17 protein-coding genes and 3 riboswitches are annotated in these 13,253 nt (G+C 43.8%); of the genes, 11 read left to right on the forward strand and 6 right to left on the reverse strand.

Going from position 1 to position 13,253, the window contains the following annotated elements:
- Positions 1–23: 23 nt before the first annotated feature.
- Positions 24–179, reverse strand: a riboswitch (SAM riboswitch).
- Between the two features lie 132 nt (positions 180–311).
- Positions 312–1,271, reverse strand: a complete 960-nt coding sequence (gene isp, locus AC07VD_RS07735; protein WP_029946400.1) for a serine protease Isp — start codon at positions 1,269–1,271, stop codon at positions 312–314.
- 222 nt (positions 1,272–1,493) lie between these two features.
- On the opposite strand from isp, the gene rsbRB reads away from it, so the two are divergent.
- Complete coding sequence (gene rsbRB / locus AC07VD_RS07740; protein ID WP_003232560.1) at positions 1,494–2,327, forward strand: RsbT co-antagonist RsbRB; 834 nt, start codon at positions 1,494–1,496, stop codon at positions 2,325–2,327.
- A gap of 30 nt (positions 2,328–2,357) precedes the next feature.
- Here rsbRB and thiX read toward each other — a convergent pair whose 3' ends face one another.
- The 4 genes from thiX to thiU are packed head-to-tail and all read right to left on the reverse strand — an operon-like array spanning position 2,358 to position 5,930.
- Positions 2,358–3,122 (reverse strand): HMP/thiamine ABC transporter permease ThiX, encoded by a 765-nt coding sequence (thiX, locus tag AC07VD_RS07745; RefSeq protein ID WP_128471761.1) that lies wholly within the window; start codon positions 3,120–3,122, stop codon positions 2,358–2,360.
- Positions 3,097–4,740, reverse strand: a complete 1,644-nt coding sequence (locus tag AC07VD_RS07750) for an ABC transporter ATP-binding protein (protein WP_160831820.1) — start codon at positions 4,738–4,740, stop codon at positions 3,097–3,099. Before AC07VD_RS07750 ends, thiX begins: the two co-directional genes overlap by 26 nt.
- Positions 4,727–5,326 carry an ECF transporter S component gene (locus tag AC07VD_RS07755; protein WP_003232554.1) on the reverse strand — a complete coding sequence of 200 codons (600 nt, stop codon included), beginning with the start codon at positions 5,324–5,326 and terminating at the stop codon, positions 4,727–4,729. Before AC07VD_RS07755 ends, AC07VD_RS07750 begins: the two co-directional genes overlap by 14 nt.
- Before the next feature lies 1 nt (position 5,327).
- Positions 5,328–5,930, reverse strand: coding sequence for an HMP/thiamine ABC transporter substrate-binding protein ThiU (gene thiU / locus AC07VD_RS07760; protein WP_160831819.1), 603 nt, complete (start codon positions 5,928–5,930; stop codon positions 5,328–5,330).
- A gap of 96 nt (positions 5,931–6,026) precedes the next feature.
- Positions 6,027–6,139, reverse strand: a riboswitch (TPP riboswitch).
- A gap of 101 nt (positions 6,140–6,240) precedes the next feature.
- Here thiU and ykoG point away from each other — a divergent pair.
- The 7 genes from ykoG to mgtE all read left to right on the forward strand — a co-directional run bounded on the left by ykoG (position 6,241) and on the right by mgtE (position 11,656).
- Entirely contained in the window at positions 6,241–6,927 is a 687-nt protein-coding gene (gene ykoG, locus AC07VD_RS07765) for a two-component system response regulator YkoG (RefSeq protein ID WP_101169469.1), read from the forward strand.
- 3 nt (positions 6,928–6,930) lie between these two features.
- Positions 6,931–8,295 (forward strand): two-component system sensor histidine kinase YkoH, encoded by a 1,365-nt coding sequence (gene ykoH / locus AC07VD_RS07770; protein ID WP_160831818.1) that lies wholly within the window; start codon positions 6,931–6,933, stop codon positions 8,293–8,295.
- The gene (locus AC07VD_RS07775) at positions 8,292–8,972 is read left to right on the forward strand and encodes a PepSY domain-containing protein (protein ID WP_160831817.1); all 681 of its coding nucleotides are present in this window, start codon (positions 8,292–8,294) and stop codon (positions 8,970–8,972) included. The genes ykoH and AC07VD_RS07775 overlap by 4 nt, the downstream gene beginning before the upstream one ends.
- Before the next feature lie 91 nt (positions 8,973–9,063).
- Entirely contained in the window at positions 9,064–9,576 is a 513-nt protein-coding gene (locus tag AC07VD_RS07780; RefSeq protein WP_160831816.1) for a PepSY domain-containing protein, read from the forward strand.
- Between the two features lie 82 nt (positions 9,577–9,658).
- The gene (locus AC07VD_RS07785; RefSeq protein WP_003218541.1) at positions 9,659–9,796 is read left to right on the forward strand and encodes a transcriptional regulator SplA domain-containing protein; all 138 of its coding nucleotides are present in this window, start codon (positions 9,659–9,661) and stop codon (positions 9,794–9,796) included.
- A 107-nt stretch (positions 9,797–9,903) separates the two neighbouring features.
- A riboswitch (M-box (ykoK) riboswitch) is annotated at positions 9,904–10,069 on the forward strand.
- Between the two features lie 91 nt (positions 10,070–10,160).
- Positions 10,161–10,283: a hypothetical protein gene (locus AC07VD_RS07790; RefSeq protein WP_009967087.1), complete on the forward strand. Its 123-nt coding sequence runs from the start codon at positions 10,161–10,163 to the stop codon at positions 10,281–10,283.
- Positions 10,284–10,300: 17 nt separating this feature from the next.
- Complete coding sequence (mgtE, locus tag AC07VD_RS07795) at positions 10,301–11,656, forward strand: magnesium transporter (protein ID WP_003232543.1); 1,356 nt, start codon at positions 10,301–10,303, stop codon at positions 11,654–11,656.
- A 42-nt stretch (positions 11,657–11,698) separates the two neighbouring features.
- On the opposite strand, the gene AC07VD_RS07800 is transcribed toward mgtE, so the two are convergent.
- Positions 11,699–12,031: a MerR family transcriptional regulator gene (locus tag AC07VD_RS07800; protein WP_003232541.1), complete on the reverse strand. Its 333-nt coding sequence runs from the start codon at positions 12,029–12,031 to the stop codon at positions 11,699–11,701.
- Positions 12,032–12,225: 194 nt separating this feature from the next.
- Between AC07VD_RS07800 and ykzB the strand changes: the two genes are divergently transcribed.
- From ykzB to AC07VD_RS07815, 3 genes are all read left to right on the forward strand, one after another.
- Positions 12,226–12,381 carry a protein YkzB gene (ykzB, locus tag AC07VD_RS07805; RefSeq protein ID WP_003232538.1) on the forward strand — a complete coding sequence of 52 codons (156 nt, stop codon included), beginning with the start codon at positions 12,226–12,228 and terminating at the stop codon, positions 12,379–12,381.
- Positions 12,382–12,468: 87 nt separating this feature from the next.
- Entirely contained in the window at positions 12,469–12,651 is a 183-nt protein-coding gene (gene ykoL, locus AC07VD_RS07810) for a stress response protein YkoL (protein WP_003245766.1), read from the forward strand.
- A 132-nt stretch (positions 12,652–12,783) separates the two neighbouring features.
- A complete protein-coding gene (locus tag AC07VD_RS07815; RefSeq protein ID WP_003232536.1) occupies positions 12,784–13,248 on the forward strand; it encodes a MarR family winged helix-turn-helix transcriptional regulator in 465 nt (154 codons plus the stop codon).
- The last annotated feature ends 5 nt before the right edge of the window (positions 13,249–13,253 follow it).

Here is a 13,253-nt window from a genome sequence, read left to right on the forward strand (position 1 = left end):
CTTTTCTGCGTAAAACACTGCCTCTCTCATCTCTCAGATTCAATCTGATGGAATTAGCACCGTGCCTTATGAGACATCAGTCTCGGCGCGAAAAGCAGTGCGCCCCATTTCACAATGGTATTACGGTCGGTTGCTGTTGGGGTCAAAAGGCCAATCCCTCGCCCAACTCTCGATAAGAGAAAATGTTATTAATTTTTTGAAAAGTTGAATCATTTGTTGGTAATCTTAACAGTAATTCAAATTCATTGTCAACATAGAATTTGAAATTTTTATTTATATGATGTGGTGTATATTATATAAGAAAAATAATCTTATAGGGTCAACAAATGTGATTGCTCTGCTTTTTCTGCGAGCTCATCAGGAGCTGTTAAATACAGGAATCCATTGCCTGCCAGCGTTTTTGCAATATCAAGAGGAAGTGTCCTGCGGATTAGCTGTGCGAAAACCTCAGATTCAGAAAGCTTTCTTTGAAATGATTCTTCTTCATAGCTTTTGATTAAAGCAAGCGCACCGCTGACATGAGGGGCAGCCATTGAAGTGCCGGTCAGCTTACCGTACTTCTTGTTGGGAAGGGTAGATAAGATGTTTTCTCCTGGAGCCACAAGGTCAATCTCTTTATTCGCGTTAGAAAATTCTGATAATTCTCGCGCTACTGAAACAGATCCAACTGCAATGACTTCGTTATAAGCTGCGGGGTAGGAAAGCTCTTCTGTGCGTTCGTCGCCGTCACCCTCATTTCCCGCTGCACAAACGACAAGCACTCCGTTTTTGACTGCGTTTTTCACTGCTTCTTCCAGCTCTGGCACATCGCTTGGCCCTCCAAGGGACATTGAGATGATGTCGACTTTCTGTTCCACCGCGTAGTTGATGCCGTTGATTATCCATTCGTATTGTCCGCTGCCGTTCTCGCCGCCAAGAACCTTCACAATCAATAGGCTTGCCTCAGGCGCGACTCCGGCAATGCCTCCGTTTGAATCATTAGCTGCAATCGTTCCGGCGACGTGTGTGCCGTGTCCGTTGTAGTCGGAAATCGCATCTTCCTTGCCGCCGTCGTCATCCGTGAAGTTCTTTCCGCCGATGATTTGATTTTTTAAATCAGGGTGGCTTGTGTCGCAGCCCGTGTCTAATACAGCAACTTTAATATTTTTGCCTTTTACCCCTTTTGCCCACATTTCTGGCGCCTTAATCACTTTAATGCCCTCAGGAAGCTCGTTTACATCCATGATCTTCTCATTCGTCACATACGGGATCAAGCGGATTTCACCATTCATAAAAAAGCCCTCCTTTTTTATGCTTTCAAGTGGATTCAAGGGTGTTGCCTCATATTATATGAAAAAAGCAAGCGCTCGGACAGAGCCATTTGAAGCATTTTGAAAAAATAGGATACACACCAAAGAATTAGTAATCTTCAAAATATTGGATGGCTTCGGCGTGTATGACTGGGATTCAACTGTAAGTCAAGTTATAATAGTGTTGGGGAAAGGAGCAGTGTCATGAAACTGAATGAAAAATTATATGCATTTTTTTCAGAGCATGTGGAACAAATGGCCGAGGAATGGATTGAAACGATGGAGGAAAGTGATCCGAATTCGCTTTACGCCCTACATAATGCAACAGTAACGGAAGAATTGAAAGAGCAGGACAGAGAATTTTACCGGCATCTGAATTACATGTATGTTTTACCGGAAAAACAATTTCTCGAAGAGTTTCAAGAGTGGGTCATTGAGCTGACCAACGATCAAAAACATCTCGACACACCGGTTCAGTATGTCATTCGGGAGTTTATGAGAAACAGAAGATTATATACGAAGTATTTTGAGAAGTTCGCAGAAGAAAATGAGTCAGCGTTTGAACCGGGAGAGAAGCAAAAATGGGCAGATTTGATTGTAAAAGTATTTGATTTCACCATTTATACATTCGTTGATCACGCTGAAATGAATGCCAAGCAGCAATTAAACGCCCAAAGAGAAATGATATTGGAACTAAGCTCACCTGTCATTACCCTGAGCAAATCAACAGCTCTGCTGCCGCTTGTCGGTGACATTGATACCGAACGGGCGAAGTTTATTCTGGAAAACACGCTTCAAGCTTGTGCGAAAAGACGTGTGGAGCATCTGTTAATCGATCTGTCAGGTGTTGTTGTTGTGGATACGATGGTGGCGCACCAGATCTTTAAATTGATTGAGGCGCTTAATCTGATCGGTGTCCGGTCAACCCTGTCAGGAATCAGGCCTGAAATTGCGCAAACTGCTGTACAGCTGGGGATTGACTTTTCGAATATTACCATTAAAACCAACCTTGCCCAAGCATTAAACTATCATCAATAAAAAAATCCGCTATCTGTGATAGCGGATTTTTTATGATGCGAAACATAAAGATACGAGAAAGGATCCCGCGAATAATAAGAGGACGAGGCAAAAGAACACCCAGTCGCGCCGGTTCACGCTCAATTTCCTATAATATGTCCGGTTTCTGCTTCCTGTAAAACCTTTCGATTCCATCGCAAGTGCTGTCCGTTCCGCTTTTCTGATGGCGCTTGCCAATAGCGGTATGGTATATCGTTTTAACGCACTGATTTTCTTAATGATGCCGCTCTCCGCCGCTCCTCCTCTGATTTTATGAGCCTGCTGAATCAGCTGGATCTCATCCTTTAACAGCGGAAGAAAGCGAAAGCCTGCAATGACACCGTACGCGAGCTTTGGTGAGAGCCTGCACTGCTGGACAAGGCTCAGCATAAATAAAATCGGATCGGTTGTAAAAACAAACATCATCGATAAGGCGGAAAAGCATAAAATACGAAACCCAAGGGAGATGCCGACAGACACATTATCGCTGTTAATTGAGATAGGGCCTGCTTGAAACAAAAAATTATTCGGTGTTGTCGGCACCTTTCCAAAAACTGCGGCTGTCCACACGCACCCGAATGCTAAAATCAAAAACGGAATCGTAAACAACAACCATTTTTTCAATGGGATTCCGGCCGCCAGTAGAACGCCCGCAACGATGATGATATAAAAACATGCCGGAGTGTAAGGGTTGTAAATAAACGACAGCATGACGACACAACAAAAAACCGCCGCCGCTTTCACAGTCGGATTAATGAGATGTAACGGCTGCTTCATCACGCACCTCCTCTTGATATGCCATCCATTCATATAGAAGGGGAAGGGTGAGCTTTGCTTTTTGGACAAGCCCTGTTTCTTGAGAAAACAACTGCGCTGGAGATCCGTCAAAGGCCAGGCCCGGATCGTGAAGCACAAGCACGCTGTCAGCATACGAAGAGACTAGCTCCATATCGTGTGTAATCATAAGGACAGCGGTTCCCTCTGCCTTGATACGCTGAATCATTTCCATGCATTCAGCCGCCGTGCGGGCATCCTGGCCAAAGGTTGGTTCGTCTAATAATAAAACCTTTACGTCATGCATGAGCATAGTAGCTACGCTCAGTCGCCGTTTTTGCCCTTGGCTGATCGCAAACGGATGATGATCAGCCAAATGCGCAAGACCAAAACGCTGCAGCAGGTGTTGCGCTTTTTTCTCAGTTTCAGCATTTGCTTTCTGGCCGAACAGAAGCTCGTCATACACCGTATCGGTGACGAATTGATGCTCAGGGTTTTGAAAAACAAATCCCATCCGTTTACGCAATTCTTTTTCTTTATATTTCTGCAGCGGCTGGTCATAAAGAAGGATTTTGCCGCTTTGCGGTTTCATGAGACGGGCCAGAACTGATAAGAGCGTCGATTTTCCAGTGCCGTTCGGACCGACAAGCGCCGTTAAAGAGCCTCCGCGCAACGAAAAGCTGATGTCTTTGAAAATCGCCTGCTGTCCTCTCGCGAACGAAAGGCTGCTGACTTCAAGCACACTCTCCCCAGAAGGGGCTTTCTTCTTTTTGACATGCCCGGCAGGAATAGGCTCTTTGAACAGCATCTCTTTTGATAAAGTAAACGGCATACTCAGCTTTTCCTGCAGATGACAGACCTTTGGAATGGCGATGCCCAATTTCTTTAGTGTCTCCACTTCGTGTTGAAATAGATTTTTCGTCAGGCCATCCAGCGCCTTTTTGCCTGATTTGTCGAGTACGATCGTTCTCTCAATCCAAGGCGCCCATTCATCAAGCTGGTGCTCAATGACGAGGAGGCTGAAACCTTTTTCCCGCTGAAGATCCTTCATCAGATGAACGAACTCCCGCGCTGAGAAAGGGTCTAAAAGAGAGGTCGGCTCATCTAAAATAATAAGCTCAGGCTCCATCGCCAAAATACAGGCGAGAGCCACTTTCTGCTTTTGTCCTCCTGAAAGGGTTGAGATCGTTTTTTCTTTTAAATGGGTAATGCGTAATTTTTCTAATACGGCGTTGATTTTCTCTGTCATTGCTTCTTTTGGAATTTGCAGATTTTCCAGCCCGAACGCAATTTCATCCTCTACCGTCAGCATGCAGAACTGCTGATCAGGATCCTGAAAAACGACCCCGGCATGCTGAGCAATCGTTTCGGAGGTTTCAGCATCTGTGACCGGCTTTTGAAATAGAAAGACATGTCCGGACTGAATGCCGTCGCAAGCCTCCGGATATAGACCGTTTAAACAAAGGGCGAGCGAGCTTTTACCGCATCCGCTCGGTCCTAATAATAAAACGCATTCTCCTTTTTGAATCTCAAACGAAATGTCTTGAAAAACCGGTTTCTCGTCTTCTTCATAAGAGAAGCTGAGCTGCTCAACCGTCAGAAGCTCATCAAAGGCTTGCATGTTCTGACGCCCGCTTCCGTTTCTTTTTCAGTTCCTTTCCGAGTGCCATTCCGTTTAACACACCTGTATAAGCGAGAGAGTCGCTGACAGCTTTTCCGAGAAGCCCCGCCAAAAGCGCGCCGGAAATGAGACGGATCACAAGCATAATGAGCAGATAACCTGGTGAATAGGCTGCATAGCCAGAAACAAAGAGATCATAGATAAAGCTGGCTACTGAAGACCCCATACCGGCCAGCATAAGGACAGGGAGAGAGTATGCTTTCCAGCGTGTTGCAAGAAATACAGCCTCAGCCCCGAGCCCTTGAACAATGCCAATGACGATGACCATCGGGCCAGACGGATTTCCCAGCAGGCACTCAACGAGAGCGGCAATGATTTCAGAAACGAGCGCCGCACCCGGTTTTCGAATCATGTACGCGGCGATCACAGAAACGATAAACCAAATGCCGTAAATCGGTTCATAGGCGATTGGCCCAAACATACCTGCAAGCACGTTTCCGAAATGTGTAAATAATAAATAAACAACGGCAAATACGATACTGATAACGGACATGATGACAATTTCTTTTACTTTCCAGCTTTTCATGTTATCCCTGCTTTCTGTTTTTTCTTGATGGACTGTTAGCCGAAAGATTCACAGTCATGGTGATGTGGTTTGTTTGCTGCTCAGCCATGCGGAAAACGGCTTCCAATGTGCTGAATACGTCATGCGCATCCCCGTCAAGCTCGCTCGCGTAATGGACACCCTGTACGAAAGTGCCTTGGGCTTTTGCAATGTCGACAGCCTTCCTAATCAATCCCATATAATCCGGCTCGTTCATTGGATAAAGGGCAAATTGGCACGGCGCTTCCGCCTTCAAGCCTCGGACAGCATCTTCATTGACACGCTTATCACCTTTGGAAAGATATGTATCCCCCTGTGTGTCACCCGGGCATCCAATGGAAAACGTGCCGTTCATGACGATGTGTTTTTCGCTGTTTGCTGCATGAAGGTAAATGGCTTTTGCAGCATCGAATACATGATCAATCGATCCGCGTAACACCGTGCTGATATGGTCGGTTTTCGTCCATACATTGGATGTATCTGTTTTTTTCAGCGCAGACTTGATCACACTGATAAAATCATCCGTCATCGGATATAAAGAGAAGCGAAAACCGGCGATTCTGCTTGTACCGCAAATATGCTCCATTTCTCCGACCTCCTGTTTTTTTGGTAAAATAAAAAACTGCATATCCTAAGGGAATATGCAGTCATAGATCGATTAAGCGCACAAAAAAATACACCATTCGGTCAACCTGCACTTCCCCACGCTGGTATTATCCAGATCGGGTCATAAGGGATCAAAGCGCGTTTCTTCCGCGCTTTATCTCAGCCAAAACAGCACCCCTAGTGCTTTCCGTATACAATTTTTTATTTTGACATCATAATAGATGATAAGAATCATTTTGTAAACAACGAAATCATTTTTTTCATATAGGGACGGGAGAGGATGATCAAATTTGGAAAAAGGAAACATATTAATTGTGGAAGATGAAGAAAAAATCGCCAGGGTTCTTCAGCTTGAATTGGAATATGAAGGATACAGCGTCACCATCAAACACAATGGCACAGAAGGTCTGGATGCGGCAGCGAAAGGCGGGTATTCCTTGGTGCTTCTTGATGTCATGCTTCCGGGGCTTAGCGGACTGGAAGTGCTGCGCCGCTTGAGAAAAACGGATCCGCAGACACCGGTCATATTATTAACGGCGCGAGACAGTATTCCTGATAAGGTAACAGGTCTGGACATCGGTGCAAATGACTATGTCACCAAGCCGTTTGAAATCGAGGAATTGCTTGCGAGAATCAGGGCGGCGCTGCGGCAAAATGGAACAAAAACGGAAGATATCGGCACCTTTCTTACATATGACGATTTGCGGGTGAACGAAAAAACCCGTGAAGTGAGACGCGGAGACAAAGAGGTGGAATTAACGCCGCGGGAATTTGATCTACTCGTCTATATGCTAAAGCATCCGCAGCAAGTGCTGACACGGGAGCAAATTCTAAGCTCGGTATGGGGATTTGATTATATCGGTGATACAAATGTCGTGGACGTCTACATAAGATACATCAGAAAAAAACTGGACTATCCTTACGAAAAACAGCTGATCCATACGATACGCGGGGTCGGCTATGCCATTAAGGGGTAAACGATGAAGCTGAAGACCAAGATTCATCTATACACATCAATATCACTGTTGATTTTATTAATTTTGGTGCATACCGCAGTCTATCTCATTTTTTCGTCTGCGCTGACATCAAAGGATGCATCCCGGCTTGCTGATGAGACGGATAACATTGCCGAAGCGCTGCGTGCCGCTGAAACAGAAGGAGTGGCTTTGCAGGATATGCTGCAGGCCTATCTTCCGGCAAAGGGCATGGTGCGTGTAGTGAATGGTGATCAAAAAGCCGTTATGACGATCACAAAAGAAAAAGCCTATAAAGATTTTCCTCTCTCTTTTCATAGCGGAGAAACGGCAGATGTGAGGAAACATGACGGCAAGCTGTTTGCCGAGGCTGCTGTTCCGGTGATTTGGACCGATGGACAAGTGGTTTCTCTTCAGCTGGTTGAAAGGCTTGAGAACACAGAAGAGAGTCTGTTTCTGTTGAAAATCATCTTAATCGCTGCAAGTGCTGCTGTCTGCATTGCTTCTTTTTTTGCAGGCAGCTTGCTAGCCCGCCGAATCATCAATCCGATCAGACGATTAATGATCACAATGAAAGACATACAGCGAGACAAAGAATTTAAAACGATTTCTTTAGAAGGACAGTCCAACGATGAATTGTATCAAATGGGGCTGACATTTAATGAAATGGCAATGATGCTGAAGGAGCACTATGATAAACAGCAGCAATTTGTTCAAGATGCTTCACACGAATTGAAAACGCCGCTCACCATTATAGAAAGCTACAGCAGCCTGATGAAGCGGTGGGGGGCAAAAAAGCCGGAGGTGCTTGAGGAGTCGATAGAAGCCATTCACTCAGAAGCGGTGCATATGAAAAAACTGACCAATCAGCTTTTGGCGCTGGCCAAAAGTCATCAAGAGCTTGAGCTTGATCTGAAAACAATCGATCTGATTGAAGCGGCGCGCGCGGTTATGCAAACGCTCCAGTCCGTTTATCAGCGTGACATATTGCTTGAAACTGATAAAGAGAGCCTGCTTGTAAAAGCTGATGAAGAACGCATCAAGCAGCTGTTGACCATTTTGCTTGATAATGCAATAAAGTATAGTGAAAAGCCTATTGAGATGTCAGCTGGAACGAGGAATGGACGGCCATTTTTATCAGTGAGGGATGAAGGCATCGGAATACCTGAGGAGCATATCCCGCATTTGTTCGAACGGTTCTACCGGGCAGATGAAGCACGAAACAGAAAAACAGGCGGAACGGGTTTAGGCCTTTCCATTGCCAAGCAAATCGCCGATGAGCATGGCATTGAGCTGTCTGTCAAAAGCAAGCCGGGACAAGGAACAGCTGTCACCATGCAATTCAGCGAACAGAATGGGGGAGGCCGATGACTAAAACAATAAAAACAGTATCTTTTGCTGCAGCAGCCATTTTAGTTGTCATCATCTGTACGTTTCTCATCATTCGGCAAACCCATGAGAACGTATTGTCAAAGGAGACTGTCGTAAAAAAAGTCGAAGCCTCTTATGAAGGCAAGGTCACGAAAGCAACACAATCAAAGGATAAAAAAACATATGATATAACGCTTGAAAATCAAAAGGGAACTTACTTTGTAAAAGCAGACGCAATATCGGCTGACATTCTTTCAATGAATAGAGTAAAAGCAGTGAATCCATCTGCCATGACAGAAAAAGAAGCCGAGCATCTCGCGCTTGAGCGGGTGCCGGGAACGGTCAAAAAACAAACACGACAAAGTCGAGTTGCCACTTATACCATACAAAAAGAAGATGGGAAAACATACGAAGTGAAGGTAGACATGCAGGCAAAAACAGTCTTGTCTGCCGATCAAATCAGCAGCAAAGATCAACAAAAAACGCCGATTACGAAAAAAGAAGCCAAAACAATTGCTGAGCGAGAAACGGGAGGAACAGCGGATGACGCAGATCTCGAAGATAGTGAGGGCACTCTCATCTTTGAAGTGGACGTTGATCTTCCTGATAATAAGGAAGCGACAGTGAAAATCAATGCCTACACAGGAAAGGTAGCTAACATTGTGTATGAAGACTGACGGTTTCTCATCAAATTCTCATCTTGCTCTCGTTTTCCTTTCATGTTGAGTGTGTAAACTGTACTCATACAAAACAAAGGAGGACTCACAAATGCTCAAGAAAAAATGGATGGTCGGTCTTTTAGCAGGGTGCCTAGCGGCCGGAGGATTCAGCTACAACGCGTTTGCCAAAGAAAACAATGAAAACAGACAGGCTTCTTCTAAGACGGATGCACTCACTGAACAAGAAGCAGAAGCAATTGCTAAAACAGTTGTTGATGGCACAGTAGAAGACATTGACAGAGACCTTTACAACGGCAAAGAAGTCTATGAAGTGGAGATTGAAAAAGAAGGTGAAGACTACGACGTTTATGTAGATATTCATACAAAACAAGCGCTTAATGACCCGTTAAAGGAGAAAGCAGAACAAGTCGCCATAACCAAAGAAGAAGCTGAAGAAATTGCTTTAAAGCAAACAGGTGGAACCGTAACAGAAAGTAAGCTTGACGAAGATGACGGTGCTTACATCTATGAAATGGAAATCCAAACGAAGCAAGGAACTGAGACAGATTTTGAAATTTCCGCAAAAGATGGACGCATTATCAAACAGGAGATAGATGACTAATCAAAACCCCCGCTGCAGCGGGGGTTTTTCATGATAAGAAACCTTCTTTTGGACAATCTAAGTAGAAAAGGAGGCGAAACGCATGGAAAAGAAAGAGGAGCAATACATCAATCAGGCTGAATATGTCCCTCATCCGACGAAGGAAGGAGAGTACGCCTTATTTCTTCATGAAACGTATCATTTGCTTTCTGAAGATGACGAGACACAAACAACAGAATAAGGGCTTTGGCCCTTGTTTTGTTCCGTAATTGTGATGTAAGCGCATTTATTACTTTTTTGAGTTGACACAGCTTGTTTTTTTCTGTAATCTCAGTGTGTCAATTCAATTAGGAACTTCGTTAGGTGAGGCTCCTGTATGGAGATACGCTGCTGCCCAAAAATGTCCAAAGACGCCAATGGGTCAACAGAAATCATCGACATAAGGTGATTTTTAATGCAGCTGGATGCTTGTCCTATGCCATACAGTGCTAAAGCTCTACGATTGAAGGCGCCCGCACGCTTTTTTTGCCGTGCTTCTTTCACCTTCAATCCCGAAGGCTTTTTTTATGCCTTTAAAACGAAACCAATCAAAGGAGGTGCGGAGTATGGATTCTCCCCATTCGAGTCAATCTGAAGAAGTACCCATATACTATGACAGCAAGACAATTGATTACACGATGAGGAGACGAACTGCCGCACCTTCTGGCGAGGCCGGCACGTCTCCGTAGAGGAGGTACGAGTCCCGATGGTTCAAAACATGACCTATGACGAACTCATTTTACGCATCATTATTTTACTGCGAGACGGGAAAATCAGGGATTTCAGAAGTGTTATTGATGAGCTTCAGCCCTATGACATGGCATTTATTTTTAAAGAAATGCCGGAAAAACACCGCGCCCGCTATTTATCTTATTTAACTGTAGACGATATCACTGATATGATCGGGGAGCTGGAACGCGAATTTCAGCTTGTCGTCTTAAATAAAGTCGGAAAAACAAAAGCAACACTGGCGATGAACAAAATGGACAACGATGACCTCGCTCAATTGCTTGAAGAAATGGACGAAGAACTGAAGGAACAGCTTTTGTCCAGCATGGAAGCGTCAGAATCAAAAGCTGTACAGCTCTTGATGAATTACCCGGCTGATTCAGCGGGACGCATGATGACAAACCGGTATGTGTGGATTCCTCAGCATTACACGGTAAAAGACGCGGTCGTCAAACTGAAAAGCTTCGCTGAAATAGCTGAATCGATCAACTACTTATATGTTATTAATGAAAGCAAACAGCTGGTTGGGGTTCTTTCCTACCGCGATTTGATTCTGGGTGAACCTGAAGAAAAGGTGCAGGATTTAATGTTTACCCGCGTCATATCAGCAGATGCTCTTCAGGACCAGGAAGAAGTTGCCCGCCTGATTGAACGTTACGATTTTTTGGCAATACCGGTTGTAGAAGAAAACAACGTGCTTGTCGGCATTGTGACGGTCGATGATATTATCGACGTCGTTATTCGGGAAGCTGATGAGGATTACGAAAAATTTGCCGCTTCCGGTAAAGACATCACCTTTGACACAAAAGCTTACGTGGCGGCATACCGGCGCCTGCCATGGCTGATTTTACTCTTGTTTATCGGACTGATTTCAGGAAGCATTATCAGCTATTTTGAAGATGCGCTGAAGCAGGTTGTCGCGCTTGCGTTTTTCATGCCGATGGTGTCAGGGATGACAGGAAATACGGGAACACAATCTCTCGCGGTTGTCATCAGAGGTTTGTCTAAAGAAGAAATGAACAAAAAAACGATTGTGCGTCTAATCTTCCGGGAGTTCAGAACAAGCATTTTTATCGGAGCGGTTTGTTCTGTGCTGATTGCGATTGTCTCCATCATATGGCAGGGGAATGCGCTTTTGGGATTTGTTGTCGCCTCTTCACTGTTCTTAACCTTAATCATCGGCACGATGTCAGGAACGATTATCCCTATTATTTTACACAAACTGAAAGTAGACCCGGCAATTGCTTCTGGACCGCTGATTACAACGTTAAACGATATTTTATCTTTATTAATCTACTTTGGCATTGCCACTGCATTCATTCACTCATTATAAACGTAAAAAGTCCGTCTCAACTGCGAGCCGGACTTTTATTATTTAACGGTTTTTGTACCGAAAGTGAGCATTAAGCTGCCCCTCCAGCATTTTTTTCCGCACTTGCGGATCGTTTTTTAACATCTGTTCTTTTTTGCGCATATCCTTTAAAATCTCTGCCGTCTGTACGCCGTCTTCACGTTTATTGGCGATATCCATCAGCCGCTCTACATCAGCAAAGGAGTATTTTCTTGTCCCCCTTGAAGAACGCTGCGGGTAAATGAGCTTTCGTTCCTCATAATACCTGATCTGTCTTACGGACAATCCTGTCAATTCACTCACAATTCCGATTGAAATCACTTTTTTGTCTTTATAAGAATGATCTTCTGTGGTCATTTTTCCACCCCTGGATGTCTTTTGATAATAGTATATAAAAAACAAAGAGAAAAAACCTGACGCTTGTCATATTTTCTAACATCAAATAGAAGATTTTTGAAAAAATACGGAAGAAAAATTAACAAGAATAATGCGTAACACCCAAGCGCGTTTTATCCTTTATGTAACGAATCAAACGAGGAGGAAGGATAATCATGGAGGAAGAAAAAGCGGTCTCACTGGCGAAAGAAATTATAGAGTTGGATATCAAGCGTGATGAAATGCTGGAGACGTTTATGCAGCTTGCCGGAGAACAGGCTTTTCAATTATTAAGATCGGTTCAAAACGGACAATACCGAAAATCTTCGTAAACATAAATTCTTTACATTAGATTCATACCACGTTCATTTAAAAAGAGTATCTTTTGTATAGGATACCTCAAAATGAAGGAGGACGCTATGAGTAATTTATTGAAATCCGCTTTAGAAAAAGAACGACGCCATTATTCTGAAAAACTCTATCAGATAGGGGTTTATAATAAAGAGGTCATGAACAAAATGACGATTTCTGAGCTTCGGAAAGAATATGCTTATTTCTTTCGAAGCATTACAAATCATAAAAATTATCCTTATACAAGATAATGTATAAGGATTTTTTTGCTTTTAGAAGGAATTTCTCGAATTATAGCGAATACGTATAGTAAGGGACTGAACTCTTATTATATGTAAGGGTTTTCATTATTTTTTTATAAAAATCCTATATACGAGGTAGATATGATGAGATTATCGTTTAACGAAGAAGAAGTTGAGCGTGCGATGAATTTGTACAGAGTTTTTGCAAGGGCTTTCAAAAGTGTGTCCGAACATAGTATCCGTGATAGCAAAGAGCACGGTTTTAATCCCACTGAATTTGCTGTACTGGAACTCCTGTACACAAGAGGCCCGCAAAAATTACAGCAAATTGGGTCGAGACTTCTGCTTGTAAGCGGAAACGTCACATATGTTATTGACAAACTAGAAAGAAACGGGTTTTTAGTAAGGGAGCAGGACCCGAAAGATAAACGCTCTGTTTACGCACATTTAACTGACAAGGGAAATGAGTATTTGGATAAAATTTATCCGATTCATGCACTGCGTATTGCGAGAGCGTTTTCAGGCCTTTCGCCTGATGAACAGGACCAGCTGATCGTCCTGCTCAAGAAAGCAGGCATACACAGCCAGCATTTGCTGTTTCGTTAACTATT

The sequence above is a fragment of the Bacillus sp. GW821-FHT01G09 genome (genome assembly GCF_059422205.1).

Coding starts and splice junctions, on each gene's coding strand:
- isp (WP_029946400.1), bottom strand. CDS start 1,271: ATGAATGGTGAAATCCGCTTGATCCCGTATGTGACGAATGAGAAGATC.
- rsbRB (WP_003232560.1), top strand. CDS start 1,494: ATGAAACTGAATGAAAAATTATATGCATTTTTTTCAGAGCATGTGGAA.
- thiX (WP_128471761.1), bottom strand. CDS start 3,122: ATGAAGCAGCCGTTACATCTCATTAATCCGACTGTGAAAGCGGCGGCG.
- AC07VD_RS07750 (WP_160831820.1), bottom strand. CDS start 4,740: ATGCAAGCCTTTGATGAGCTTCTGACGGTTGAGCAGCTCAGCTTCTCT.
- AC07VD_RS07755 (WP_003232554.1), bottom strand. CDS start 5,326: ATGAAAAGCTGGAAAGTAAAAGAAATTGTCATCATGTCCGTTATCAGT.
- thiU (WP_160831819.1), bottom strand. CDS start 5,930: ATGGAGCATATTTGCGGTACAAGCAGAATCGCCGGTTTTCGCTTCTCT.
- ykoH (WP_160831818.1), top strand. CDS start 6,931: ATGAAGCTGAAGACCAAGATTCATCTATACACATCAATATCACTGTTG.
- AC07VD_RS07775 (WP_160831817.1), top strand. CDS start 8,292: ATGACTAAAACAATAAAAACAGTATCTTTTGCTGCAGCAGCCATTTTA.
- AC07VD_RS07780 (WP_160831816.1), top strand. CDS start 9,064: ATGCTCAAGAAAAAATGGATGGTCGGTCTTTTAGCAGGGTGCCTAGCG.
- AC07VD_RS07785 (WP_003218541.1), top strand. CDS start 9,659: ATGGAAAAGAAAGAGGAGCAATACATCAATCAGGCTGAATATGTCCCT.
- AC07VD_RS07790 (WP_009967087.1), top strand. CDS start 10,161: ATGGATTCTCCCCATTCGAGTCAATCTGAAGAAGTACCCATATACTAT.
- mgtE (WP_003232543.1), top strand. CDS start 10,301: ATGGTTCAAAACATGACCTATGACGAACTCATTTTACGCATCATTATT.
- AC07VD_RS07800 (WP_003232541.1), bottom strand. CDS start 12,031: ATGACCACAGAAGATCATTCTTATAAAGACAAAAAAGTGATTTCAATC.
- ykzB (WP_003232538.1), top strand. CDS start 12,226: ATGGAGGAAGAAAAAGCGGTCTCACTGGCGAAAGAAATTATAGAGTTG.
- ykoL (WP_003245766.1), top strand. CDS start 12,469: ATGAGTAATTTATTGAAATCCGCTTTAGAAAAAGAACGACGCCATTAT.
- AC07VD_RS07815 (WP_003232536.1), top strand. CDS start 12,784: ATGATGAGATTATCGTTTAACGAAGAAGAAGTTGAGCGTGCGATGAAT.